Here is a 23,337-nt window from a genome sequence, read left to right on the forward strand (position 1 = left end):
CGCTCAATCCTCAGCAGACCCGCCCGTAGTCGCGCCAGGCGCGACCGGCGCGGTTTGAACCGGCCCCGCTTCGGATCGCCTGGCCTGCTCGCTGCCGCCCGATGTCTTGCCTTTGCGAAATCGCCTCGTGAGCTCTTCGAAGGCAGCCTCAAGTTCGGCCTCTTCGACCTCGATCTCGCCAAATCCTGCTTTCAGTGCGATACGGCCGATGCGTTCGGCTTCACGCGTTTCGGCAAGCCTCAGCTGTTCCTGCAGCTTGGAAATCTCCTCACGGATCCTGGAGGATGGCTTCTTCATTCCGGTTCGTCCTTTCATGCCGTTTCGAACGCGATCGGCATGACAGTCCCGTAGATCGGCGCGCCGATCTACTATCACATATGCGAGTTGGCGCAGCCGACACCTTTGCGCATGATCCCGGCCGATCCGAAGGAGCGGTCCTGAAGGGCGCAATTATACGTCGCTGGCGCGACGTCCTTGCTGAGGGCCCGGACTGTTTCCGTCTCCAACGGACATTGTGGTTTCGCCGACCTCCAGGAGCCGTTCCCGTGGCCGTTCCGCATTTTTCCGTCAGCATCGTCGCCCGCGGCTCCGGCCGCAGCGCCGTGCTGTCGGCGGCCTATCGTCACTGCGCACGCATGGAGTTCGATCGGGAAGCCCGGATCATCGATTACACGCGCAAACAGGGGCTCCGGCATGAGGAATTTGCAATCCCCACCGATGCTCCGCCGTGGCTGCGGTCAATGATCGCCGATCGTTCGGTCTCTGGCGCCTCCGAGAGGTTCTGGAACGCCGTGGAAGCCTTCGAGACCCGCGCCGATGCACAACTTGCCAAGGATTTCACCATCGCCTTGCCGATCGAGCTAACAGGCGAGCAGAATATTGCCCTCGTTCAAGATTTCGTTGCGACCCAGATCACGGCCAGAGGCATGGTGGCCGACTGGGTCTATCACGATGCCCCCGGCAATCCGCATGTCCATCTGATGACGACGCTGCGTGCGCTGACGCTTGACGGTTTCGGGGGCAAGAAGATTGCGGTGCGCGGCGCTGACGGCAATCCGATCCGCAACGATGCGGGCAAGATTGTCTACGAGCTCTGGGCTGGTGGCATCGACGATTTCAACGGGCTGCGCGACAGCTGGTTTGTCTGCCAGAACCGGCATCTGGCGCTCGCTGGTCTTGAGATCAAGGTCGATGGGCGCTCCTTCGAAAAACAGGGGATAGAGCTGACGCCGACAATCCATCTCGGCGTCAGCGCAAAGGCGATCGAGCGGAAAGCGGCTGGTCTCAGCCCTTACGTCTTGCTGGAGCGGATCGAGCTTCAGGAGGCGCGGCGCGCAGAGAATGCTCGTCGTATCCGTCGCAATCCCGATATCGTTCTTGACCTGGTCATCCGCGAGAAGAGCGTTTTCGACGAACGTGATGTGGGCAAGGTGCTGCATCGCTATATCGATGATGCCAGGGTGTTCCGAAGCCTGATGGCGCAAATCCTGCAGAGTCGTCAGATAGTGATGCTCGAGGAGGAGCGGACCGATTTTACCACCGGGCTGCGCGCGGCGGCCAGATACACGACCCGCGAGATGATCCGCCTCGAAGCCGAGATGGCGAACCGGGCGATCTGGCTGTCGCAGCGCTCATCGCATGGTGTCAGACACAGAGTTCTCGAGGCGACGTTTGCGCGTCATTCGGCTCTGTCGGACGAGCAGAAGGTGGCGATCGAACATATTGCCGGCGGGGAGCGGATCGCAACCGTGATCGGCCGTGCCGGCGCCGGCAAGACGACGATGATGAAGGCGGCCCGCGAGGCCTGGGAGGCGGGAGGTTATCGCGTTATCGGCGCAGCACTTGCCGGCAAGGCGGCAGAGGGACTGGAGAAGGAAGCGGGTATTGTCTCTCGCACCCTGTCGTCCTGGGAACAGCGCTGGAGCCGGGGCCGAGACCCGCTCGATGACAAGACGGTCTTCGTTCTCGACGAGGCCGGCATGGTGTCGTCCCGGCAGATGGCATTCTTCGTTGAAGCCGTGACGAGAGCTGGCGCCAAGCTCGTGCTTGTCGGCGATCCCGAACAACTGCAGCCGATCGAAGCGGGCGCCGCCTTCCGGGCAATCACCGACCGCATCGGCTATGCCGAACTCGACACGATCTACAGGCAGCGCGAGCAGTGGATGCGTGACGCCTCGCTCGACCTTGCCCGCGGCAATGTCGGTCGGGCCATCGACGCCTATAGGGCCAACGACAAGATCATCGGCTCGGAGCTGAAGGCGCAAGCCATCGCCAGTCTGATCGCGGACTGGGATCGTGACTACGATCCGGCCAAGACCTCGCTGATCCTGGCGCATCTGCGCCGCGACGTGCGCGCCTTGAACGAGATGGCACGCGAACGGCTTGTCGAGCGCGGTATCGTGGAACAGGGCTTCGTCTTTGCGACGACCGAGGGCAAACGCCAATTTGCAGCCGGTGACCAGATCGTCTTCCTGAAGAACGAGGCTTCGCTCGGCGTCAAGAACGGCATGTTGGGCAAGGTGATCGAGGCAGCGCCCGGCCGCATCCTCGTCCAGACCGGTGCGGGCGATGACAACCGGCAGGTGGTCGTGGAGCAGCGCTTCTACGGGCATGTCGATCACGGTTATGCCACGACGATCCACAAGAGCCAGGGCGCCACCGTCGACCAGGTCAAGGTTCTGGCCTCGTTGTCTCTCGACCGGCACCTGACCTATGTGGCGATGACCCGCCATCGCGAGGATCTCAGCCTCTACTATGGTCGACGCTCCTTTGGAAAAGCTGGTGGGCTCGAGGCCATCCTGTCGCGCAGGAATTCCAAGGAAACGACGCTCGATTACGAGGAGAGCTCTTTGTACGGCCAAGCCTTGCGCTTTGCAGAGGCCCGAGGGCTGCACCTCATGAACGTCGCCCGCACGATCGCACACGATCGGCTCCAATGGGCCGTCCGGCAGAAACAAAAACTCGCCGACCTCGGTGCCCGTCTTGCGGCAGTCGGCGCTGCACTCGGACTGGTCCCAGTAGGCAGCAACCAATCCATCCCGAACAGGATCAAGGAGGCCAAGCCGATGGTATCAGGCATCACCACCTTCCCGAAATCGCTTGAGCAGGCTGTCGAGGACAAGCTCGGCGCCGATCGCGGCCTCAAGAAACAATGGGAGGACGTCTCGACCCGCTTCCATCTGGTTTACGCCCAGCCGGAAGCGGCCTTCAAGGCGATCACTGTCGACGCCATGGTCAAGGACCATTCGGTCGCGCAATCCACCCTCGCGAGGATCGCCGGTGAGCCCGAAAGCTTCGGTGCGCTGAAGGGCAAGATCGGTCTTCTCGCCAGCCGTGGCGACAGGCAGGACCGGGAAAAAGCCGTCGCCAACGTGCCGGCGCTCGCCCGAAATCTTGAACGCTACCTTCGTGAGCGGGCCGAGGCCGAATTGAAGCATGAGACGGAGGAGCGCGCGGTCCGGCTCAAGGTTTCGATCGACATCCCGGCCCTCTCGCCAGTGGCCAAGCAAACGCTCGACCGCATTCGCGATGTGATCGATCGCAACGATCATCCGGCTGGCCTCGAATATGCGCTGGCCGACAGACAGGTGAAGGCCGAACTCGAAGGTTTCGCGAAGGCTGTGTCCGAGCGCTTCGGGGAGCGGACCTTCCTCCCCTTGGCCGCGAAAGACACTGATGGCAAGACCTTCGAGACCGTCACGGCAGGAATGACGGCCGGCCAGAAGGCCGAGGTCCAGTCCGCGTGGAACTCCATGCGCACGGCTCAGCAACTTGCTGCTCACGAACGAACGACGCAAGCGCTCAAGCAGGCCGAGACGCTGCGGCAGACGAAGAGCCGGGGGCTCTTTCTGAAATGACGGCGGGAGCTGGAGCGCGCCGGGCGACGACCCCGCAACAACGACGAACTGCCGGAATGATTGTGATGACCGCATTTCTCGCCATTCTGGCGGCCGGCACTGCCCTCGTCGGCGGATACCGCATCAATCTGACGCCGAGCGAGCCGCTCGGCCTATGGCGTATCGTCCCGCTCTGTCGCCCCGTTGCTGTCAACGACCTGGTATTCATCTGCCCACCGGCCACCGCGGAAATGCGGGAGGCGCGAGCGCGTGGCTATCTCCGTTCCGGCTCCTGCCGAGGCGGCGTCGCACCGCTGATCAAGACAGTAGTCGCCGTCGCAGGACAGCGTGTCGAAATCGGCGCCAGCGTGAGCGTGGACGGGCGGATGGTTTCCTCTTCCAGTCTTGCGCAACGGGACGGCAAGCGCCGGCCATTGTCGCCGTTTCCGGGTGGTATTGTGCCGCCAGGATATGTCTTCCTGCATTCCGCCTTCCCCGCCTCCTACGACTCCCGATATTTTGGTCCGATGCTTGCCTCCAGCATCCTCGGCCTGGCGCAGGAGGTCATCACCTTTGCGCCGTGACTATCTTCGAGCGATGCTGCTGATATTTGCCTCGATCGCGATCGGCGTTGTGGGCTGGAGCGGCCATGTGATGCTCTTGCCCGTCGCGATCGGGTTTCCAGTTGTTTGGTCGATCTCACAAAGCAGATTGGTAGCTGCACTCGTTTCCACCGGATACTTCCTGGCCGCGTCGCGCGGTCTGCCACAGGGCGTTGCCGCCTTCTATTTGTCTGATATCTGGCCGGGCTTGCTGCTCTGGCTATGCGCGTCCATCAGTTTTGTCATCGTGCACGCCGTCTCCTGGACGAAGAAGGCTGGCACTCGTCCGTTCTGCTATCTTCTCGCGGCCGTCGTCATGGCTCTCCCGCCGTTCGGCATCACCGGCTGGGCGCATCCCGTCACTGCCGCGGGGGTTCTGTTTCCGGGATGGGGATGGTGGGGACTTGGGCTGATGACAGCTGGCCTAGCGGGCCTCGTCACCCGCATGTGGCCAGCTGTCGCCATCGCCTTGGCAGGCCTTTGGCTGTGGTCCGCCGCAATCTGGACCGACCCGAAACTACCGGAAGCCTGGCGCGGCGTCGATCTGGAATTGGGTGCTTCGCTTGGTCGTGAGGCCGGTCTTCAACGGCAGCGTGACCTGATCGCAACGGTGCGCGGTGCGGCTGGCGATAAGGCCCGCTTTGTGGTGCTGCCGGAAAGTGCGCTCGGTTTCTGGACACCGACCGTGGAGCGATTTTGGAGAGGCGCCCTCGGTGACGGCGATGCGACTGTCATCGCTGGCGCTGTGGTGGCCGACGCGAGGGGCTACGACAATGTCCTCGTGTCGATCGATAGCGAGAGCGTCCGCATCCTCTATCGCGAACGCATGCCGGTCCCCGGCTCGATGTGGCAGCCGTGGCGATCCTGGTTCGGAGAAAGTGCCGGTGCCAGGGCGGATTTCTTCGCAAACCCAGTCGTTTCCGTTGGTGCCGGCCGGGCAGCCCCTCTGATCTGCTACGAACAACTGATTGTTTGGCCGATCCTTCAGTCCATGCTCCACGATCCGGATCTTGTCGTTGCTGTCGGAAACGGATGGTGGACCGAAGGCACATCGATCGTCTCCATCCAGCGGGCTGCTACGACCGCATGGGCGAGGCTCTTCGCAAAGCCGCTTGTTACTTCCTTCAACACCTGATCGCCAAGGAGACACCCATGCTCGACGAAGCCGTGATAAAAGAATGCGCCGACCCTTCCCTCAGACCCGCGATCGTCGAGCAGTTCGTGACATCAGCGGGCTCCGCTGATCCCCTCGCCGTCACCGTCAGATCGGGCGGCCGATTGATCCTCGTGCCGAAAGCGTCGTCAGCAGAGGATGCGATGGCGATCGTACGGCAATATGCTGGTCGGGCGGTCGTCCGCGTTGGGCTCACTCAGTTTCCCGCGGGCGTTGGCGCCAAGGAACCGGCGGATCTGAAGCCGGACATTGTCGATGCCTGCCAGAACCTTCGCCAGGGCACGGCGATGTTCGCCAAGGTCCTGAAGATCGTTGGGAAATGGTATGGCAACCCCACGAGCAAAGACGTCTTTCCGCAGATCTTCGAGGATGCGGTCTACGCATGGAAGACCGGCGAGTTCGAGGGTGTGCATGTGTTTCAGGCAGAGGATCCGGGAACAGCGGTTGAAGTGCCGCAGCAAAGTAGAGAGAAGATCCTCGCCGAGGAAGAGGAAGACGCTGACGCAAAACCAAGAGAGGAACAGCCAGAGGCGGAGCGAGATGCTGGGCGCGCGCGGATACGGATCGATCTGTCGCGCATTGGTGGCCAGCAATAGCACCGAGTTCGTCCCGCGTTGGCGTCATCTGTCGGCCATTCCTTGATCAGGAATGTAGGCCGCGTCGCCAAACATACGCCCGACCCTGTGCGCCAATCGACCTCGCAGAACCAGCCCGACCGGGGCGTTGGCGGATGCTGTTTCCCGGCGCGGCGCGGTCATCGACGCTGGCGACATTCTCGAAGCGTTCGTTCTCGCCGTTTATCTTGAAGAAAATGGCGAACCGCGACACGGCGGCCTGCCGACTGCGGTCGTCTCAGCCAATCTTCAGCCGAATTTTCTCTTCAGCTCCTCGCGCTGCTGCGCATGTTTCTCCGGGTTGACCTCGCGCAGCTTGCGCAGGTTTACGACCTTCCATTTGACGGCAGGCAGGTCGGCGGCCCGGGGCAATCCAATCGTGTCGAAGTCAGGCTCTCCGTCATGGAGGGTGAGCAGAAAATGCCGTTCGGGCGCCTTCAGCCTGCCTTTTATGTCCTTTATCAAGCGAAGGCGCGTTTCCTCAAGGTCCTTGAGGGGAATATGCACCTCGGTCATGCCTTCGAATTCCCGCGTGAATGGCATCTCCAGAGGCTGTAGCGATGGCCCGATAACCTCATGCATTGGGCGGCTGGACATCGCGACATAGATCAGGAAGGTCCGAAACAACTCATCGGTAATGCCTTCATTGTCGTAGAGTAGCCGCACATCGTAGAGGTCGCGCGGATGCTGGCGATCAAGCGCCGCAACGAGTTTGCCGCCGAACAGGTCCGGAAAAGCGACAACCGGCATCTCCGCAAAACCGTACGCGTCTTCAACCGCCTCGGTGACCGTGCGAAGCTCAGGCTCATGGACCGTGCCGCGGCCGACTGGAGATGTCTCGATCTTGACCTCGACGGTATCTCTCCTGATGAGCAGGCGGGTTTCATTGCCGCTACCTCCAGCAATACGCTGCGATGTCACTCCAGGCAGCGTTTTGGGAATGGCGTCGCCGAGTCGATCGAGTGTCGCGCTGATGTCGTCTAGAGCCTCCTCGCGCGGCTTCAGGGGTAGATACGTCAGATCGATGTCAACAGACAGGCGCGGAAAGTCTCGGTAAAACAGATTGATGGCCGTACCGCCCTTGAGCGCGAACGCCTCCTCCCTGGCGATCTGAGGCAGGGCTCGGATCAGTAGTTGCACCTGAGATTTGTAGCGGTCACGCGCCAAGTTCTTCTTCCTTGCGGCCAGGCACGAATTCAGGCGGGACGGTCACGCGATAGATCGGGTGCAGGCGCCCCCCCTTCACAATCGAACGATCCCCACTTCCAAGATCGACATTGGCCAGATCGAGATGTTTGCGCCATGCATGTCCATGCCGCTCGGCGAAGACCAGAAAGAGCCGTTTTACTTTCACACTGCGACAGTCCTGCAGAAGCTCGGAGAGCTTTCTCGGCCGCAGATTACTCAGTGACTGGAAAAGCGTATCGACGTTATGAAAGCTTTCCTCTTTGGGGAGTTCATCAATCATTTCCATGATCGCACGTTCGGGCGATGACATCCTCATTGGCCACGTCCAAGGGGAAAGCGAAAGCGATTGGCCATCGCCACTCGCCAAGCTGAAATCGCTGTTGTCGATGCCCAGATCAAAGTCGGTAAACAGATTGGTCGGTCTCAAACATGGCCTGATGTTCAGGCTCAATCTTTCGAACCAAGACGGCACCTCACCGTAAAGGTATAGCCGGGCGTTTCCGCCAAAGGATAGGTAATGGGTCACGCCGGCAAGCTGCAATGCACTCATACCGCCAACATGAACCCGGTGGTTCATGAGTTGCTGCGTGGACAAGACCGGTATTTTCCAGTCTATCAATACGTCTGGTCGAGTTCCGGCCGGGAATGGTCGCCGAAACAGGCCCCGTCCAAGGCTTTCGAGCCAGCCGTTCCGTGTATATTGATGCGCGGATTGCCTGGAGATGCCGTTTTGGTTCATCCAGGAGGAGTCGACCAGGAAACCTTGAGGCACTTGGTTTAGGACTTTCTTTAATGAATCGTCTTTTTGTCTATCCATGAATGACGTAAATACCATTTTCGAAAGTTGGTGTCCAGATAACTTTATAATGTATCGAAAATGTCAATTAAATATTGACCAATAGGAATATCTATAAAGGCTCGTCCAGCCGAAAAGCCATTCTAGCCCATGGCGATCTACGCCAAACCTATTACCTGATTGACCCGGAGCGGCGTACCTATCTAGGTCAGGTACTCGCCCAAGCGCTGCGATGTTGGTGCTGCCCTTGTGACGCTGGATTCCTCGCCTCCCCTGCGCTGTGCGTCTCTACACCTCACAGCTTAGCCACTTGCCGAGTGGTGGCACAATGGTGTTGCGAGCCCATGGCCCTGCCATAGCACCCGGAGCATCTAAACGGAATTTGGCCGGGCGCGGTCTTCACCGACTGCGCCTTTCGTCATCGAGGGTAGAATTGAACGGGCGGACTGAAGGTCGACAATTTAGACGGGGATGATAGCTGACAGTTTTGCGGCGCGAAGCGTCTGGAGACGCCGCCGTGATCGATCAGGCCGACATCGAGATTGCAGAAGCACACGACATGGTCGCCGTTTTCCAGCTCGGCCAACCTGACGAGCTCGCCATGAACTTCGCCACGACATGCTATACTGCAGCAATCGTCATCTGATGGATGGGAAAGTCTCCAACCTAGGCCACATCGTCTCAGTTTCTCGCTCGTCGTTCAAGCGACAAACGGCAGGACGGCGCGGAGGTTCCCGTTCATATCGCCGAGGCATTAATCCCAGCCAATTGCTATTAGACGTGTGAAGTCTGCGTCGTCACCCTTTTTCCGGGAACATTACCAACCGGGAGAAACCGACGTTGCGAAGAATCCAATCACCGCTTCTTCTCATGGCAGTCTTTGCAGCCTGTCTGCCTGAGCTCGCGCATGCCGAAACGCTCGTGGTCAATAGCTACGGCGGACCTTACGAGGCCATCATTCGCCAGGCCATCATCGAGCCATTCGAGCGCAAGACCGGCATTGATGTCGTCTATGACGCTGTCGGCTCCGCCTCACAGGACTATGCCAAGATCAAGGCGACCAACGGGCATCCGGGCTTCGACGTCGTCGTCATGACTGCGTCGCAGTCGCTCCAGGGCTGCCGGGATGGCGTGCTGGACAAGCTGGACGCCGCCGCAATCCCCAACCTCGCCTCCCTCACGGCAAGCCTTCAGGACGCGGCCGGCCCCTGCGGCGCCGTGCACGAGGTCCAGTACCTGTCGCTGCTCTACAGAACCGACAGGCTTGGCTCCGCGCCGACCTCTTGGACGGACCTTCTCGGCCCAAATCTGGAAGGCAAGGTCGTCCTGCCGACTTTCCAGAATATCATGGCCGTCTATCTCCTGGAGATGATGTCGATCACCGAGGGAGGCGGGCTGATCGACAATATCGATCCGGGTTTTGCGGCCATGGCGCGGCTTGCCAGGCAATCGATCGGCTTCGAGCAATCCTCCGCCATCCTCGAAAGCTACATCAAGGACGGCACGGTCTGGGCGATGCCCTTCTGGAACGGTCGCGCCCAGCTGCTCGTCGACGAGGGTCTGCCCGTCGACTACGTACGGCCGAAGGAAGGGACCATCCCGCTTCTTGCGACGCTGAACATTCCCGTCGGCTCCGAGCATAAGGCCGCGGCAAGATCCTTCATCGATTTCTTCCTCGAAAGGACCAGCCAGGAAGCCTGGGTCACAGGCTACAAGGTCGGCAGCGCCCGCACCGACATCGAGGTTCCGGAAGCCCTGCGCCGCCGGCAGATCACCTCTGCCGAAGATCTCAAATCGCTCAGGATGCCCGATCTGACCGTGCTCGGTGACAAGCTCTCCGAATGGGGCGAACGCTGGGACCGAGACGTCGTCTCGCAGGCCCGTTGAGGAGTTTCCATGGTAACGCTTGCCGCCACTGTCCCGGCCTTTTCCGGGCGCCTTTCCATGCGAGCGCCGGCATCGATGCTACTGGCGCCGTCCTGCCTCCTGCTTACGATCTTCTTCGCGCTTCCGATGGGCGTGATGATCGGCATGAGCTTCCTCGATAGCCGGACCCTTGTCCCGACGCTTGCAAACTACGAACGCTTCTTCGTCGACGGTTTGTCCCTGGCCGGTTTTGTCCGCACGGCGATCATGTCGGCCCTCGTCGCCGTGGCCGTCACACTGCTTGGCTATCCAGTGGCCTATTTCCTCGCCCGTTCGCGCTCGCGCTGGCGGACCGCCGTCTTCGCGCTGGCGCTCGCGCCCGAGCTCGCCGGCGTGGTGCTACGCACCTACGGCTGGCTGATCATCCTCGAGGATCGTGGCTTCATCAATGATGCGCTGATCCATCTCGGCATCATTTCAACGCCGCTTCCCCTCTCGAAGAGCTTGTTTGCGGTTGTCGCCGGGCTGACGCATGTCGTGCTGCCCTTTGGAATATTGTCGTTGATGACGAGCATCCAGGGGATCGACGTCAACCTCGAACGCGCTGCGCAGATGCTTGGCGCCTCCAGAGCCTCCGTCATCCGTCACATCGTGCTGCCGCTGTCCGTGCCCGGCATCGTCAGCTCGCTGCTGATCAGCTTCACGATGGCGGCCAGCGCCTACGCGACGCCTGCGCTTCTGGGCGGCGCGCGCTTCAAGGTGCTTGCGACGATGATTTCCGAGCAGGTGCTGTTCTACATCGACTGGCCCTTCGCCAGCGTCATGTCGATCGCCCTGCTTGCGATGATGCTCACAATCTCGCTGATCGGGATCCGATGGGAGGCAAGCCTCAAAGCCCGCAAATCACCGCGGAAGGGACAGACGCAATGACGAAATTGATTGCAGTTGGTTTCTGGTCCGTGCTCGCTCTGGTGCTGGCCTTCATCACACTCCCGCTCCTGGTCGTCATCGCGGCGTCGATCAGCCCGAACGCGACGGTGACCTTCCGACCCTGGGAATGGACACCGGTCTGGTATGGCGGTCTCTTCGAGGAACGATGGCTCCAGCCCTTCCTGTTGAGCGTCCAGATTGCGGTGATCGTTGCGGCGATCAGCGGCCTTCTCGGCACACTTGCCGCCTTTGCGCTTGTCTACGAGCGCATTCCGGGCTCGAGCGCGATCATGGCGGCCCTTTTGTCGCCGCTTTCGGTTCCGCAGATCGTCAAGGGGGTGGCGATCGTCTTGTTCCTGTCGATCATCGGCCTGCAGAAAATGCTCGGCACGCCGGCGCTGATTGCCGCACATATCGTGCTGGCCCTGCCATTCGTGATCCGGATGGCGGCAGGCGCACTTGCGAATTTCGACGAAAACCTCGATCGGGCAGCGCAGATCCTCGGCGCCAGCAAGCGCCAGCGGATGTTCTATGTCGTCCTGCCGCTGATCAAGCCGGGCGTCCTGTCCGGCGTGACCTTCGCCTTCATCATCTCATTCAACAACATTCCGCTGTCGGTCTTTCTGGTTCGCCCGGGAGACACGACGCTGCCGATCGCCGTCATCAATCACCTCGAATACAGCCTCGATCCGATCATGGCGGCGGTCAATGTCGCGTCGATGGTTTTCATCCTGGCGGTGATCCTGATTTTCGAAAAGGTCGGCGGCTTTTCCGCGCAGCTTCATGGAGGAAGCAAATGAGCGAATTCGATATCGAACTCCTGTCGGTCAGCAAGTCCTTCGGCGACGTTTCCGTCGTGAGAGACATCAATCTGCAGGTCCCGACCGGCGAGTTCGTGAGCATTCTCGGACCTTCCGGTTGCGGCAAGACGACGACGCTGAACATGATCGCCGGCTTCAGCGCACCGAGCCAGGGAGACATCCGGATCCGTGGACGCAGCCAGGTGAAAGTGCCGCCCGAGAGACGCAATCTCGGCCTGGTGTTTCAAAACTATGCGCTTTTCCCGCACATGACGGTTGCCGACAATGTCGGCTTCGGGCTGCGCATGCGAGGCGCGCCGCGCATCGAAATCTGCGCGGCTGTGGAGAGGGCGCTGCGCAGCGTCCGTCTCGACGGCTTCGGCACACGCTATCCTTCAGAACTCTCCGGCGGCCAGCAGCAACGTGTCGCGCTCGCCCGGGCGATTGCCCCCAAGCCCTCCGTCCTGCTCCTCGATGAGCCTCTCTCCAATCTGGATCTCAAGCTGCGCGAGGCAATGCGGGTCGAGTTGAAGGAGATCCATGAGACGCTCGGCATGACCTTCATCCACGTGACGCACGACCAGGAAGAGGCCATGGCGATGTCGGATCGAATTATCGTCATGGACGCTGGCGCGATCGCCCAGCAGGGCACACCCGGCGACATTTATCGCAATCCCGCCTCGCGGTTCGTTGCCGATTTCATAGGACGGTCGAACATCCTGCCGGTCAGCGCATCCTCGCCCTCGGCCGCCGGCGTCAAGCTGTCGATCGACGGCAGCCCGATCGTTTTGAGGGCGCGATCGGCTGCGGCCACCGGCGGCGTGATTAGCTTCTGCTCGATCAGACCGCAAAGCCTGACGCTCGTGGCCAAGGCAGCGGTGCCCGATGGCATGAACCGGCTCGAAGCGACGATCCACAGAGTGATCGATCTTGGAGCCCATGCAGAGCTGGAGGTCGTGGTGGATGGCGGACACCGGCTTGTTGTGCACCATCCAGGCAGTGCGATGGCCCGTTCCTATGAGCCCGGTCAGGCCGTCACCGTGTCGGTCGATCCGGCCGATGTGCGTCCCCTTTCCCGGTGAGAGCGACCGATCGCCTCCCGTTATCAATGCGCGGCGATCGATATTGGAGCTGCGGTCCTGCGCCAGCCTAGAATGGCGCAGGTCTCAAGGAAGACCACAGAAGGAGATTGAAATGCTGAAGGAAAGACTGAAGGCGGTGCAGCAGGAGAGCAATGTCTGCGCCGACATCGAGGGGTTCGATTTCAACAATTATGATGCGCGCGATATTGAGGATCTGCGCCAATACTGGCTCCAGTATGGCGTGCTGCGCTTCAAGCGCACCCGGATCAGCGATACCGATCAGGTGGCATTCTCGCGCCATTTCGGCGAATTCGTGATCCATCCGAAACAGCTCCAGGAAGGCGGCCATCCCACCCATCCGGAGATCCTCGTCATCAGCAATACGACGAAGGACGGGATGCCGACGGGCGCCATGGGTAACAGCGAGGCGACCTGGCATACCGATACCTGGTTCTATGAAAAGCCGCCCGCCGGCGCGATCCTGCGGGCCGTCAAGGTACCGCCCGCCGGCGGCGATACGTACTTCCTGTCGACCTACATTGCCTATGAGACGCTGCCGCAGGTCCTGAAGAACCTTGTCACCGGCCGCCAGATCTTCTTCCAGCACGTCTATGACAAGACCGGCAAACTCCGTCTCGGCGAGGTGGCACCCCCCAGCCAGGATTTCCGCGAGTGGAACGGCATGGTCCATCCGTTGGTTCGCACGCATGGGGAAACGGGCCGAAAGGCGCTCTATCTCGGCGGCACGGCTGACGGTGCCTGGATCGTCGGCATGCCGATCGACGAAAGCAACGCGCTGCTTGCCGAACTCTGGGATCATACGACCAACCAACAGGAGGTTTTCGTCCAGCGATGGGACGAGGGCGACATCATGATGTGGGACAACCGATGCACCATGCACCGGCGTGACTCCTTCGACCCGGCGTCGATCCGCATCATGCATCGCACGACGACTTCGGGCGAGCGCCCGATCTGATCTCCCTTTAGGAAAGACCGTGACATGACACCCTTCTATCGGGCCAATGAACGCCAGCTTTGCCTACCCCCGGATCTCCTCGACATGCTTCCGGCCGTCGAGACCGCAACGATCGGACATGTCGAGCATCTGGGCTTTGTTGGCGCCAATGTCCGTCCCGTCTTTCCATGCCGGGCCTTTGGCCCTGCCTTGACCGTCGCGGCGCCGGGCCGCGACGGCGTTGTCATCTACAAGGCGATCGACATGTTGAAGGCGGGCGACATGCTGGTCATTTCCCGCGTCGACCGCGACGATGTCGCCTGCGTCGGCGGCGGTGTTGCGACCGCCGCCAAGGCCAAGGGGGCGAGTGGCATCGTGATCGACGGCCCCTGCACCGACGTCGAGGAGATCAGGAACATTGGACTTCCCGTCTGGTGTCACGGTGTCTCGTCGCGCACCACAAACCGGATTTTTGCGATCGGTGGGTCGATCAATGTTCCGATCGCCTGCGGCTCGGCCGCCGTGCTTCCATGCTATGCCGTTCTTGCAGACAACGAGGGGGTCTTCGTCGCTGACGCCGAGCGCATGCGCGCGCTTGCCCATGTTGCGATCGCCCGCCAGCAACGCTCGGCCGCGCTGCGCCGCCATCTTGCTTCCGGCAGCTCCATTTTCTCATTCGATCAACAGGACCTCGCATGAAGATCTCTCTCATCCAGATGAACGCCCGGCCTGACCGGGCCCACAATCTCTCCGAGGCAAGCCGCCTGATGTTGAAGGCGGTGCGCGATGAGCGCCCCGATCTCATCGTCTTGCCGGAACATTTCGATTGGACGGGAGGAACGACGGTCGAGAAGTCGGCGGCCGCGGATCTTGTTCCGGGCGGCAGGGCCTACAACATGGTGCAGCACTTTGCCGCCGCACACGGTGTTGCGATCCATGCGGGAAGCATTCTCGAGAGTGTTCCTGGCCATAACCGGATCTTCAACACGAGCGTCATATTCGACGCTTCAGGAAGACAGGTCGGCACCTACAGGAAGGTGCACCTCTTCGACATCCTGGCGCCGGACGGCAAGCGCTACGCGGAATCGGACACTGTCGCGCCCGGAAACCACTTGCTGATCTATGAGCTCAACGGGTTTCGGATCGCCTGCTGCATTTGCTACGATCTTCGCTTTTCCCGGCTGTTCGACCGATTGGCCAGCCATGATGCTGATGTCTTCATCCTGCCGGCCGCGTTTACAACGCAGACCGGTCGTTATCACTGGGAGGTGCTGTGCCGGGCGCGCGCGATCGAGTTCCAGGCGTTCCTGGTCGCCTGCGGACAATGCGGTTCCTACACTGCACCTGACGGCGAGGAACGCCACATGTTCGGAAACTCGATGATTTGCGACCCCTGGGGGCAGATTCTGACGCGGGCCGGCGATGAGGCAGGCGTGTTCAGCGCGCGGCTCGACCGGGGGCGGCTGAAGCAAGTGCGATCGTGGATTCCAATGGACGATCATCGCATCGATATCAGCGACATGCCCGTCGCAATTGCGAAGACAGGCACGGCTGGCAAGCCTGCTCTCGCCCGTGAACACCGAGGCTAATGCGGCCGCGCCTTGGCTTCTCTCCCTTGACCTTGCCGATCCTTGCGACAAGTCACAGGCAAAGCGGGGCCTTATGCGGATCGATCCTACAAAACCTCAATTCACGTCGGTGCAAACGATCGCGATACTGGTCTCCTTCGCAGACACGCTGCTCGCGTTGCTGAAGGATTTTGGCGAGGATGATCACGAGGAACTTGCCCTGCTGGTCAAGGACGTGTCCCAGACAATGCGACGGCTGGCAGCCGATATCGGCGAAGGCGATCCGGACGTCGCCTTCGAGGTGGTCACCTCTTGCGCTCGCCTCATTGGCGTGTTGAGGCATGTCACAAAGCGACAGCCGAACCGATCGTCATTGCACTGACGAGAGGACGCCGACACGGGGGACACCATGGACCGACGACAAAAGACACGGACTTTCGGGCAGGTTTTCGAATCCAGGAGGCCGTCTGCGGATGGAGAGGCGGACGCCTGTCTCGAATTCGAGAGCGTCCAGCCTTTCGCCTTGTCCGCGGACGGCAAAGTCAGCGTCCGCCTTGCTCTTACAAGCGACGAGACACTCGACCTGTCGACCAACACGGTCTGCGCCGCCAGGCTCGCCGTCGCCCTCCTCGACCTCGTTTCAAGGTCCGGTGACTTTGTCGTCGACCTCGCGATTTACGATCCCGACAGTGGCGATCAGTTGGTCAGGATCAAGCCGGCGGCAAGCAGTGCCCTCAGGTCCGAATCCTAGGCCGATTTTGGCGCCGTCTCGTGCAGCCCGGCCGCGCAGCTAAGGTCCATTGGCGTCGATATCGTCGTAGCATTTGTCCATCGGACCGATTTCGCGCTTTTCGACTGGACGCCATTTCCCGTCGGAGAAATCGAAAAATTCCATGAAGCACTTCTGTGTGTCGTAGGAGGCCCACTGGGCAATCATCAGGCGGCTATCGAGTCGGTACTTGAGGGTGAGGTACATGTTGTCCTCGCCGCCCCTTGGAAAATTATAGAACTTGCCCGTTCGGTTGCTCGCAATGATGACCCCCGTGCAACCGGCTCCGCATCCGAACTGGATGACGGAGAACTCGCCCGCGAAGGCCGGGCCTTCCGCCATGCCCTGGCGGATCCGTGTCCGGAAAGTCCGGAAGGATGCATTGTCTCCGCGGAAGTCGGGCTTGGCGGTTTTGCCTCGGTAGATCGCGCGAACCGGAAACCGGTTCGGGTCGATATGTTGCATTGTCGGCATCCCTGTCGCAGCCACGTTCGCCTGTCCAGAGGATGTCAATGCTGGCGCAGACCAGGTATCGGCGGCGGAACCGAAGATCACCATCAGACCCGCAAGTCCTGTGGCCATGAGGCCCTTCATGAGCGTTGCCCTCCCTGTTCGGTTGGACGGCCGGTCGGTCAGTCGGAAACCGTCACGTCGATCCAGCGTCCAGTCCCCTGGCTGCCATAGATATCGACATCAATCCAGACATTGCCGTGCACGATCATTGCCGCAGCTTCCCCGGTCATCGTTCCGTTGCGCAGCATGGCCTCGAGCGATTGACGATTGGCTGGATCGGCAAAGAAGGAGTCCGACTGGTCATCATTGTCGCGAACGCCGTACTGATGGAAATTCGCTCGATCCTGGCGGATGATCTGCCAGGGCTGCGTGAGCCGCGTTCCTTTCGAATTGAAGAGATCGGCCTCGCCGATATAGGCACGATAGTGCTCGATCAGTTGGTTCGTATGCGTGGCCGTCACGCTCGACTGGGCAAGGACGGGTGTGCTGACAAGCAGGATACCGGCGACGATCAGAAACAGGTTTCTCATGATGCTCCTCTTTTGAAGATCAATAATCAGAGTCGCTCTTTTTGCCAGTATCAAGGACGCGGATAGTTAACGCCGTGGCAATATACAGGCGCACCGCGAGGGTCAACGCTCCAGGTTGTACAGGTGGTGTCGCATGGTCGAACTGTCGATCCGGCATCGATATTAACCTAAGCCGAAGCTTTAATTAGGAAAATCTTGAATGCCCAAGACCTCTTGTTATCATCCCCCTCACCCGGGGATCGAGGCGCATGACAATCGAAGAACTGATGGATTTGCAGGAGGCTGGGGCGAGAGCTTATGTTCTCGGGCTGAAGACCTACGAAAACCCGTACCTGGACCCGAGCAGAATGCCGACGGCCGACCATCATGAGCTTGGAGACTGGCTGGCACGACACGACGCCTGGAAATTCGGGTGGGATATCGAAAGCGCCAGCCGGGAGGGGCAGATCGTGACCTCCGTCAGAGAATTGCTGGCCTCACCGAGACACAGGGCCACGAACGACCAGGTTTCCCTGCATACGGCCTGACGATCACCGAGTTGGAATCCGACAAGGCGCCGGATCCCGATCGGGTTGCGATTTCGCGATCCGCTGGGGGTCGGTCAGGGAATGATGACGCGTTCGCAGTGCCCGGATGGACGTGGGTGGGAGAGCAGGATTTTCGTCGCGCGAAGGTCGTGCCCAGACCAGCCACCGGAGCCGTCGCTTCCCTCCGTGTCTCATGTCGCGAGCAATGCGTCATGGCCTGGACGAGATCAGCTTCGCCAACGTGCGTGGCTGTCTGGCTTTCCGCTGAGGTCCAAACCAGCCCGAGGTGGCAGCAGAGGCCCAAATGCAGAGCACCGGTCGCAACCCGTGGCTGCGGCCGGTAGATGTGGAATTCGTGTAGCGCGCCACCCGCGGGCTGGCAAAGACAGGGGTGGGCAAGGGCGGACTTTGGTCCGATTGAAGAGCGCGATCTGTCTGCTAGTTTCCGCTCCGCTGATGACGCGAACTCAGCACGAAAAGGGTGATTCTCCCTGACCGGGGGTCACCCTTTTCAACCCTCTCTTCTGAGAAGCCGGCAACCCAGGCATATCGGCCGCAACTGGGACCGACAAAAGCTATGTCGTCGCGTCGCGACACAGGCCTGATGGCATAACCGGTCTCTCTAACGATCTCGGAGAATGCGGGTGATCGATAGGGTGCCCATCGATTGAAACGGTGACGGAGCAACCTGTGAAGCCGTCATGCGAAACGTTGCCGAAATGTCTCCGAAATGACGTCATGGCCGCAACTCCGTGTCGTCAATCTTGCTGAAAACTTCACCTCCAGCATCGAGCGAATTCCCTAGACTGGCACTGCATTCATCGCACCGCAGAAAGGGAGGAGACGATGACCGATACGTCAGGAGAGGTTGCGTTTTTGAAGAAGGCCGAGCTCAGCATGATTGGCTGCGCATTGACGGTCGGAGAAGTTCACGAGGCCGTGGCGGCAGCCTGGGCTGAGATCCGGTCGGGCGCGGCACGCGGCGGCAAGGCGGTGCTGTCATTACCCGAAGACGAATTCTGGGCGGTGCCGGATTACACCGCCTTCAAGCCTGATTTTGCCGAGGAACGTCTCGGATGGAAGCTGTCATCGCTCTATAGCGTCAGCTCGACACATGGCGGGGTGAAGATCATCGGCGCCAATGCGTTCAATCGCAGCCTGGGGTTTCCGCGATCGACCTCGACTTTCATCCTGCTCGACAAGTTTACGCTCCGGCCGGTGGCAATCCTCGACGAGACGGCGCTGTCGGCAGATCGGACCGGAACCTATGCCTCGCTAGTGGCCGACAAATGTCTTGCCCGAGGTAGCACCGCGTCCGTCTTCGTTGTCGGCGCCGGCCCTGTCGCACGCAGTGTCATCCGGTCGCTCGCCTTTTCTCACGGAAACGGGATCGAACAGATCTTCATCCGTAGCCGCAGATTGGAAAGCGCCCGGGCACTTGCGATCGCGCTTGCCGACGAGGTGAGCATTCCGCTCGTCCCTGTCTGCGACAACCGGGACATGCGCAACTGCTCCTTGGTCATCACGGCATCCAATGCCCGCGAGCCGGTTTTCGACGACGAGGACCTGGCGCGCGAGGCGACCACGCTCCATCTCGGCGGCAACGAGGCGCCCGAGACCTATCTGCGACGTGTCCTGCGAACCGGGCTCATGGTCTGCGACGACCTGCAGACCGTTTCCAAGCGCAATTCACAAAGCATCGCCTTGCATTTTTCGAGGAGAGACCTGTCGCTGCAGGCGATCGGCCCGCTCATCGGCATTCGCGAGCTCACAAGCGCGGATCCGTGGTATGAAGACACCGGCGGTCCGACCTGCATTACCTGTGTCGGTCTGCCGGTGCTCGATCTCTTCGTCGCTCAGGCGAGTTTCGAGAAACATTGCCGCACCCATGCGATGGTGGAGGCGGATCGGAAATGCCTCTCCTGACCCGCGCTCTGGCCGAGCATGTCGTCACTGCGCCGGCAGACCACCAGGCCGACATCGCCGAGATGGTTCGCCGCTGTATCCTCGACATCATCGGTGCCGCTATCGCCGGCATCGACATGCGGGCGGCGATCGCAGCACGCGCCATCGCCGGACCGATCTTTGGCCGCGGCGATGAAGTCATCTGGCTCGCAGGCACGAGCACACCCGCAGGTGCGCTTTTCTGCAATGTCATCGCCGCATCCGCGCTCGACATTGATGACGGCAATCGTGCCGCTCGCGGGCATCCGGGCGCAGCTGTCATCCCGACGGCGCTGATGATGGCCGGCCGGTCCGGTGCCGGGGGCAATGAACTCATGAGAGCGATCACCTGCGGCTATGACGTCGGGGTCCGGATTGCTGCCTCGCAGAGCGCCGGCGGGATCCGGACGCGCCAGTCGGGCCGTTGGGCGGCTTTCGCTTCGGCTGCGACGGCCGGCCGCCTTCTGCAGCTCGAACCGCCTCGTCTTGCGCAGGCGCTGGCGATATCGGGCGTACTGGCGCCGAACATGCTCGCCAACGGAAGCTCGGGCTATTCGCAGCTGACGGGCAATGACGTCAAGGAAGGTATTGCCTGGAGCAGCCTGATCGGCATGGTTGCGGCTCATCTGGCGCAAGCCGGATTCACGGGACCTGAGGATCTTCTCGATCATGCCGATTATTACGACGCAGAGCGTCTCGTAAGCGCACTCGGTGAGCATTGGGAAATCGGCGATACTTATTTCAAGCCCTATGCCTGTTGTCGCTACATTCACCCCGCACTCGACGCCTATAGCGAGCTCGCCGCAGATACGATTGGTCCCGACGACATCATCGAGGTCGAGGTCCAGACCTTTGCGTGGGCCTTGAAGCTTGCCAACAAGGTATCGCCGGAGAGCCTGGTCGACATGCAATACAGCCTCCCCTTCTGCATGGCGATCCTCGCCGTCGATGGCGTGCAGGCGCTCGCACCGATCGATAAAGCTGCGCTTGGCCGAACGGACCTGATCCGTTTCGCGCAGAAGGTTCGGCTGAGCGTCGATCCCGATCTCGACCGGTTCTTCCCGGCGCAGACTCTGTCGCGCGTCGTCATACGCACCCGGACGCTCGAACTGACCTCTGATATCCACACTCCGCTGGGCGACAAGACGCGGCCGATGGGCTGGGAGGCCATCTGCCGGAAATTCCGCAATCTGACACGCCACCAGCTTCAGGACGCAGAGCAGCAAGACATCATTGGCGCCGTCGCCGCGCTGCCAGGCGGGGGCGCTGCTGCGATCGCTGATCTCCTGCAGGCGCTCCGCCGGACGTGCTAGCAGACTGGGATCTGCTTCAGGCGAGCGGAAAGGACATCAGAAACCGATCCGCCGATCGACCGACGAGGCTTCCATTGAAGACGACGATCCGGCCGGCGACGAGAACGTGACGGACACGGCCATGATTATGGGCCTCGCTGATGACGATATCGGCGCGTTTTCCCGTGGCGATCAAGCCGCGGTCGCCGGCCAGTTCGGGCAGAATGCGTGCAACATTGCCGGTCGCCAATGCGATCGCCGCTGCGGGCGCGATGAGCCTTTTTTGAACCAGGCGATGAATGGCCTCCAATATGCCGTCCCAGTCGCCGCCGGCATAGTCGGTAGAAAGCGTGTCGGCGAGACCGGCTTCGATCAGGGCATCGAGATTGTCCGGGCCGTTGCGCCATCGCGTGGAAATGCAATCGAGCGTCGACACATCGACGAAGGCGCCGCGATTGCGGAGCGAGCGCGCCGTTTCCAGTGCTTGGCTTGTCGTGAAGGAAGGATGATTGCTGTGACCTGCGACGATGCGCGCCTTGGGATGGATCCTAGCGAGGTCGATCAGCTGTTCGCCCGTCGGCGCCGCATTGTGAAAGATCGCAGGCATGCCCGTACGCGTGGCTTCCGCGGCGATTTCGGCAAGACCGCGGTGCGCAAGCGCAACTGATGGCATCACCGTATCGTGGATCAAAGTCGCGAGGGTCTCTGCAGAGAAGTGGCCGTCGAGCACGCTTTCCTCGATGATCCATCGGAGCGCCTCACGGTCTCCGCCATCTTTTCGCTCGAGTCTATGACCGAGAACAACGTCCTTGAGTTCGCGTGCCAATCTTGGGTGGACAACGACTCCCGAAGCCTTCTCGATCGCGGCTGGAAGAAATCGATAGTCCTGTGCCCCGCCGCCGAGCGTCTGGCCGCCGCCGGCCTCGCCAAGCGCCTTGGCGCCATTTGCGAGCATGTCGTCGATGGTCGCCGTCAGGTGGCGTCCGGAAAGACCGTTCCCGTCAGCGGCCACCGCCGCTGCGAGGCTCGACGGCGTGTGGCCGGTGCTGATGTGGATGTCGAGCGGATGGGACGCGTCTCGCCCGGCGTCGATTTCGTCGGTCAGGGCAAGCCCGCAGACATTCAAGACGGTGGTCGTGCCGGACAGGAGATGGCGGTTACGCTGATAGAGCACATCTTCTTCGCCAAATGGCGGAGATCCGCTCGGCATCGACGGCCCGTGGACACAGCCATGCGCGTGAGCATTGATCATGCCGGGCAGGACCGTGCAGCCAGCAGCATCGATCACGGCATAGTCTGGCGCAACCATTAGGTCATCCGACTGAGTAATGGCTTCGATCGTCTGGCCGGACACGAGCACGCCGGCCTTCTTCAGCACAGTCACGCCGTCGCCCGTTATCAGCTCGCCGTTCACGATCGCAATCGGGCGCTGCGGGCTCATCCGTTACTCCTTCCTCTCAGGATCCTTGGACCTCGAGTCCATAACCGATGCCGCGCACGGTGCGGATGATGTCGACCTTTAAGAACGGCGAGAGCGCCTTGCGGAGCCTGCCGATATGGACGTTGACCGTTTTCGGATCGACAAACACGCCCTGCGGCCAGGCTCTTGATGCCAGTTCTTCGCGCCGGAAGGCGCGGGTTGGCTCACTGATCATCTGATGCAGCAGGACGAACTCGATCGGTCCGAGATGGATGTCGCGACCTTCGTAGGTGATGCGGTGGGCACGGGCGTCGACGATCAAGCCTGCGTGGCTGATCGTCTGTGGCTCCACGCGCTCCATCGGCTGCTCCTCGTCGGCACCAAGCAGTCGTTTAAGGGCGCGCAGATACCGATCGGGCTCGACCGGGCGCATGAACGCCTCTTCGACGCCGACCTCCAGAAACGCTTCGAAGCGACGTGCAGCCCCGGCCGGGACAAGCGTCACGATGCGAACATGGTCGGTCGTCGCATCCGCCTTCAGCACCTTGCAGAGACCGACCGCGAACTCGTTCCCGCCGTCGACGATGAGCCCGACATTGTGTTTTTCCTTCACGGCCACGATGGTTTCGACCGGTCCCATCGCAAGGTCGGTGGCAAAACCCTCCACTTCGAGAATATGGCGGACCGACAGGCTGAAGTCGGCATCGAGCGAGCTTATGACGACACTGGGTTTCACAACAGAACCGCGAGAAATCGGGCTTCTCTCGAATTCAGCAACTTATGGATGCAACGATGCCACGAACGTCCACTAACGGCAAACGCTATGATATTAATTATTGTTTCCCGTCCGGGGCCGCGATTTCGCCTCCCTCTTCGACCAAAGCGTCCCCTCAGATCTGCGACTTGAAGCGGCTGGGTTCTATGCTCTCCT

24 protein-coding genes are annotated in these 23,337 nt (G+C 60.9%); 17 read left to right on the plus strand and 7 right to left on the minus strand.

What is annotated here, in order from left to right:
* Positions 1-3 precede the first annotated feature (3 nt).
* Positions 4-297: a conjugal transfer protein TraC gene (gene traC, locus AB8B33_RS36820; protein WP_439019243.1), complete on the minus strand. Its 294-nt coding sequence runs from the start codon at positions 295-297 to the stop codon at positions 4-6.
* Positions 298-545: 248 nt separating this feature from the next.
* Here traC and traA point away from each other — a divergent pair, with 248 nt between their 5' ends.
* From traA to AB8B33_RS36840, 4 genes are all read left to right on the plus strand, one after another.
* Positions 546-3,857 (plus strand): Ti-type conjugative transfer relaxase TraA, encoded by a 3,312-nt coding sequence (gene traA / locus AB8B33_RS36825; protein WP_439019244.1) that lies wholly within the window; start codon positions 546-548, stop codon positions 3,855-3,857.
* A gap of 65 nt (positions 3,858-3,922) precedes the next feature.
* Positions 3,923-4,420 (plus strand): conjugative transfer signal peptidase TraF, encoded by a 498-nt coding sequence (gene traF, locus AB8B33_RS36830; protein WP_439019245.1) that lies wholly within the window; start codon positions 3,923-3,925, stop codon positions 4,418-4,420.
* Positions 4,410-5,573, plus strand: coding sequence for a conjugal transfer protein TraB (locus tag AB8B33_RS36835; RefSeq protein ID WP_439019246.1), 1,164 nt, complete (start codon positions 4,410-4,412; stop codon positions 5,571-5,573). The genes traF and AB8B33_RS36835 overlap by 11 nt, the downstream gene beginning before the upstream one ends.
* A gap of 17 nt (positions 5,574-5,590) precedes the next feature.
* Positions 5,591-6,208, plus strand: coding sequence for a TraH family protein (locus AB8B33_RS36840; RefSeq protein ID WP_439019247.1), 618 nt, complete (start codon positions 5,591-5,593; stop codon positions 6,206-6,208).
* 267 nt (positions 6,209-6,475) lie between these two features.
* Here AB8B33_RS36840 and AB8B33_RS36845 read toward each other — a convergent pair whose 3' ends face one another.
* The gene (locus AB8B33_RS36845) at positions 6,476-7,393 is read right to left on the minus strand and encodes a nucleotidyl transferase AbiEii/AbiGii toxin family protein (RefSeq protein WP_439019248.1); all 918 of its coding nucleotides are present in this window, start codon (positions 7,391-7,393) and stop codon (positions 6,476-6,478) included.
* Positions 7,383-8,231, minus strand: coding sequence for a type IV toxin-antitoxin system AbiEi family antitoxin domain-containing protein (locus tag AB8B33_RS36850; RefSeq protein ID WP_439019249.1), 849 nt, complete (start codon positions 8,229-8,231; stop codon positions 7,383-7,385). The genes AB8B33_RS36845 and AB8B33_RS36850 overlap by 11 nt, the downstream gene beginning before the upstream one ends.
* 496 nt (positions 8,232-8,727) lie before the next feature.
* Here AB8B33_RS36850 and AB8B33_RS36855 point away from each other — a divergent pair, with 496 nt between their 5' ends.
* The 10 genes from AB8B33_RS36855 (at position 8,728) to AB8B33_RS36900 (ending at position 16,162) form a co-directional block, all read left to right on the plus strand.
* Complete coding sequence (locus tag AB8B33_RS36855) at positions 8,728-8,856, plus strand: hypothetical protein (RefSeq protein ID WP_439019250.1); 129 nt, start codon at positions 8,728-8,730, stop codon at positions 8,854-8,856.
* A gap of 224 nt (positions 8,857-9,080) precedes the next feature.
* Positions 9,081-10,097 (plus strand): ABC transporter substrate-binding protein, encoded by a 1,017-nt coding sequence (locus AB8B33_RS36860; RefSeq protein ID WP_439019331.1) that lies wholly within the window; start codon positions 9,081-9,083, stop codon positions 10,095-10,097.
* Positions 10,098-10,106: 9 nt separating this feature from the next.
* Positions 10,107-11,006, plus strand: coding sequence for an ABC transporter permease (locus AB8B33_RS36865; RefSeq protein WP_439019251.1), 900 nt, complete (start codon positions 10,107-10,109; stop codon positions 11,004-11,006).
* Positions 11,003-11,806 carry an ABC transporter permease gene (locus AB8B33_RS36870; protein ID WP_439019252.1) on the plus strand — a complete coding sequence of 268 codons (804 nt, stop codon included), beginning with the start codon at positions 11,003-11,005 and terminating at the stop codon, positions 11,804-11,806. The genes AB8B33_RS36865 and AB8B33_RS36870 overlap by 4 nt, the downstream gene beginning before the upstream one ends.
* Positions 11,803-12,888, plus strand: coding sequence for an ABC transporter ATP-binding protein (locus AB8B33_RS36875; RefSeq protein ID WP_439019253.1), 1,086 nt, complete (start codon positions 11,803-11,805; stop codon positions 12,886-12,888). The genes AB8B33_RS36870 and AB8B33_RS36875 overlap by 4 nt, the downstream gene beginning before the upstream one ends.
* Positions 12,889-13,000: 112 nt before the next feature.
* Positions 13,001-13,864 carry a TauD/TfdA dioxygenase family protein gene (locus tag AB8B33_RS36880; RefSeq protein WP_439019254.1) on the plus strand — a complete coding sequence of 288 codons (864 nt, stop codon included), beginning with the start codon at positions 13,001-13,003 and terminating at the stop codon, positions 13,862-13,864.
* Positions 13,865-13,888: 24 nt separating this feature from the next.
* Positions 13,889-14,542 carry an RraA family protein gene (locus AB8B33_RS36885; RefSeq protein ID WP_439019255.1) on the plus strand — a complete coding sequence of 218 codons (654 nt, stop codon included), beginning with the start codon at positions 13,889-13,891 and terminating at the stop codon, positions 14,540-14,542.
* On the plus strand, positions 14,539-15,432 hold the full coding sequence (locus AB8B33_RS36890; RefSeq protein ID WP_439019256.1) for a carbon-nitrogen hydrolase family protein: 894 nt from the start codon (positions 14,539-14,541) through the stop codon (positions 15,430-15,432). Before AB8B33_RS36885 ends, AB8B33_RS36890 begins: the two co-directional genes overlap by 4 nt.
* Before the next feature lie 73 nt (positions 15,433-15,505).
* Entirely contained in the window at positions 15,506-15,793 is a 288-nt protein-coding gene (locus AB8B33_RS36895; RefSeq protein ID WP_439019257.1) for a hypothetical protein, read from the plus strand.
* Between the two features lie 27 nt (positions 15,794-15,820).
* The gene (locus AB8B33_RS36900) at positions 15,821-16,162 is read left to right on the plus strand and encodes a hypothetical protein (protein WP_439019258.1); all 342 of its coding nucleotides are present in this window, start codon (positions 15,821-15,823) and stop codon (positions 16,160-16,162) included.
* A 39-nt stretch (positions 16,163-16,201) separates the two neighbouring features.
* Here AB8B33_RS36900 and AB8B33_RS36905 read toward each other — a convergent pair whose 3' ends face one another.
* Together AB8B33_RS36905 and AB8B33_RS36910 are read right to left on the minus strand one after the other, a co-directional pair.
* A complete protein-coding gene (locus AB8B33_RS36905; RefSeq protein WP_439019259.1) occupies positions 16,202-16,774 on the minus strand; it encodes a hypothetical protein in 573 nt (190 codons plus the stop codon).
* Positions 16,775-16,812: 38 nt separating this feature from the next.
* The gene (locus AB8B33_RS36910; protein WP_439019260.1) at positions 16,813-17,223 is read right to left on the minus strand and encodes a hypothetical protein; all 411 of its coding nucleotides are present in this window, start codon (positions 17,221-17,223) and stop codon (positions 16,813-16,815) included.
* A 248-nt stretch (positions 17,224-17,471) separates the two neighbouring features.
* On the opposite strand from AB8B33_RS36910, the gene AB8B33_RS36915 reads away from it, so the two are divergent.
* The 3 genes from AB8B33_RS36915 to AB8B33_RS36925 all read left to right on the plus strand — a co-directional run bounded on the left by AB8B33_RS36915 (position 17,472) and on the right by AB8B33_RS36925 (position 21,007).
* Positions 17,472-17,750: a CrpP-related protein gene (locus AB8B33_RS36915; RefSeq protein ID WP_439019261.1), complete on the plus strand. Its 279-nt coding sequence runs from the start codon at positions 17,472-17,474 to the stop codon at positions 17,748-17,750.
* Positions 17,751-18,596: 846 nt separating this feature from the next.
* Positions 18,597-19,676, plus strand: a complete 1,080-nt coding sequence (locus AB8B33_RS36920) for an ornithine cyclodeaminase (protein ID WP_439019262.1) — start codon at positions 18,597-18,599, stop codon at positions 19,674-19,676.
* Positions 19,664-21,007: an MmgE/PrpD family protein gene (locus tag AB8B33_RS36925; RefSeq protein ID WP_439019263.1), complete on the plus strand. Its 1,344-nt coding sequence runs from the start codon at positions 19,664-19,666 to the stop codon at positions 21,005-21,007. Before AB8B33_RS36920 ends, AB8B33_RS36925 begins: the two co-directional genes overlap by 13 nt.
* 16 nt (positions 21,008-21,023) lie before the next feature.
* Here the strand turns inward: AB8B33_RS36925 and AB8B33_RS36930 are convergent, their stop codons facing one another.
* On the minus strand, positions 21,024-22,427 hold the full coding sequence (locus tag AB8B33_RS36930) for an amidohydrolase family protein (RefSeq protein ID WP_439019264.1): 1,404 nt from the start codon (positions 22,425-22,427) through the stop codon (positions 21,024-21,026).
* Between the two features lie 16 nt (positions 22,428-22,443).
* Positions 22,444-23,142, minus strand: a complete 699-nt coding sequence (locus AB8B33_RS36935; protein WP_439019265.1) for a winged helix-turn-helix transcriptional regulator — start codon at positions 23,140-23,142, stop codon at positions 22,444-22,446.
* Positions 23,143-23,337: the final 195 nt, after the last annotated feature.

It is taken from the genome of Rhizobium sp. 768_B6_N1_8, assembly GCF_051811225.1.
Classification (GTDB): Bacteria; Pseudomonadota; Alphaproteobacteria; order Rhizobiales; family Rhizobiaceae; genus Rhizobium.

Bases quoted from the DNA above. Each gene is read 5' to 3' on its own strand.
- traC (WP_439019243.1), bottom strand. From the start codon at position 297: ATGAAGAAGCCATCCTCCAGGATCCGTGAGGAGATTTCCAAGCTGCAG.
- traF (WP_439019245.1), top strand. From the start codon at position 3,923: ATGACCGCATTTCTCGCCATTCTGGCGGCCGGCACTGCCCTCGTCGGC.
- AB8B33_RS36840 (WP_439019247.1), top strand. From the start codon at position 5,591: ATGCTCGACGAAGCCGTGATAAAAGAATGCGCCGACCCTTCCCTCAGA.
- AB8B33_RS36850 (WP_439019249.1), bottom strand. From the start codon at position 8,231: ATGGATAGACAAAAAGACGATTCATTAAAGAAAGTCCTAAACCAAGTG.
- AB8B33_RS36860 (WP_439019331.1), top strand. From the start codon at position 9,081: ATGGCAGTCTTTGCAGCCTGTCTGCCTGAGCTCGCGCATGCCGAAACG.
- AB8B33_RS36865 (WP_439019251.1), top strand. From the start codon at position 10,107: ATGGTAACGCTTGCCGCCACTGTCCCGGCCTTTTCCGGGCGCCTTTCC.
- AB8B33_RS36870 (WP_439019252.1), top strand. From the start codon at position 11,003: ATGACGAAATTGATTGCAGTTGGTTTCTGGTCCGTGCTCGCTCTGGTG.
- AB8B33_RS36875 (WP_439019253.1), top strand. From the start codon at position 11,803: ATGAGCGAATTCGATATCGAACTCCTGTCGGTCAGCAAGTCCTTCGGC.
- AB8B33_RS36880 (WP_439019254.1), top strand. From the start codon at position 13,001: ATGCTGAAGGAAAGACTGAAGGCGGTGCAGCAGGAGAGCAATGTCTGC.
- AB8B33_RS36885 (WP_439019255.1), top strand. From the start codon at position 13,889: ATGACACCCTTCTATCGGGCCAATGAACGCCAGCTTTGCCTACCCCCG.
- AB8B33_RS36890 (WP_439019256.1), top strand. From the start codon at position 14,539: ATGAAGATCTCTCTCATCCAGATGAACGCCCGGCCTGACCGGGCCCAC.
- AB8B33_RS36895 (WP_439019257.1), top strand. From the start codon at position 15,506: ATGCGGATCGATCCTACAAAACCTCAATTCACGTCGGTGCAAACGATC.
- AB8B33_RS36900 (WP_439019258.1), top strand. From the start codon at position 15,821: ATGGACCGACGACAAAAGACACGGACTTTCGGGCAGGTTTTCGAATCC.
- AB8B33_RS36905 (WP_439019259.1), bottom strand. From the start codon at position 16,774: ATGAAGGGCCTCATGGCCACAGGACTTGCGGGTCTGATGGTGATCTTC.
- AB8B33_RS36910 (WP_439019260.1), bottom strand. From the start codon at position 17,223: ATGAGAAACCTGTTTCTGATCGTCGCCGGTATCCTGCTTGTCAGCACA.
- AB8B33_RS36915 (WP_439019261.1), top strand. From the start codon at position 17,472: ATGACAATCGAAGAACTGATGGATTTGCAGGAGGCTGGGGCGAGAGCT.
- AB8B33_RS36920 (WP_439019262.1), top strand. From the start codon at position 18,597: ATGACCGATACGTCAGGAGAGGTTGCGTTTTTGAAGAAGGCCGAGCTC.
- AB8B33_RS36925 (WP_439019263.1), top strand. From the start codon at position 19,664: ATGCCTCTCCTGACCCGCGCTCTGGCCGAGCATGTCGTCACTGCGCCG.
- AB8B33_RS36930 (WP_439019264.1), bottom strand. From the start codon at position 22,427: ATGAGCCCGCAGCGCCCGATTGCGATCGTGAACGGCGAGCTGATAACG.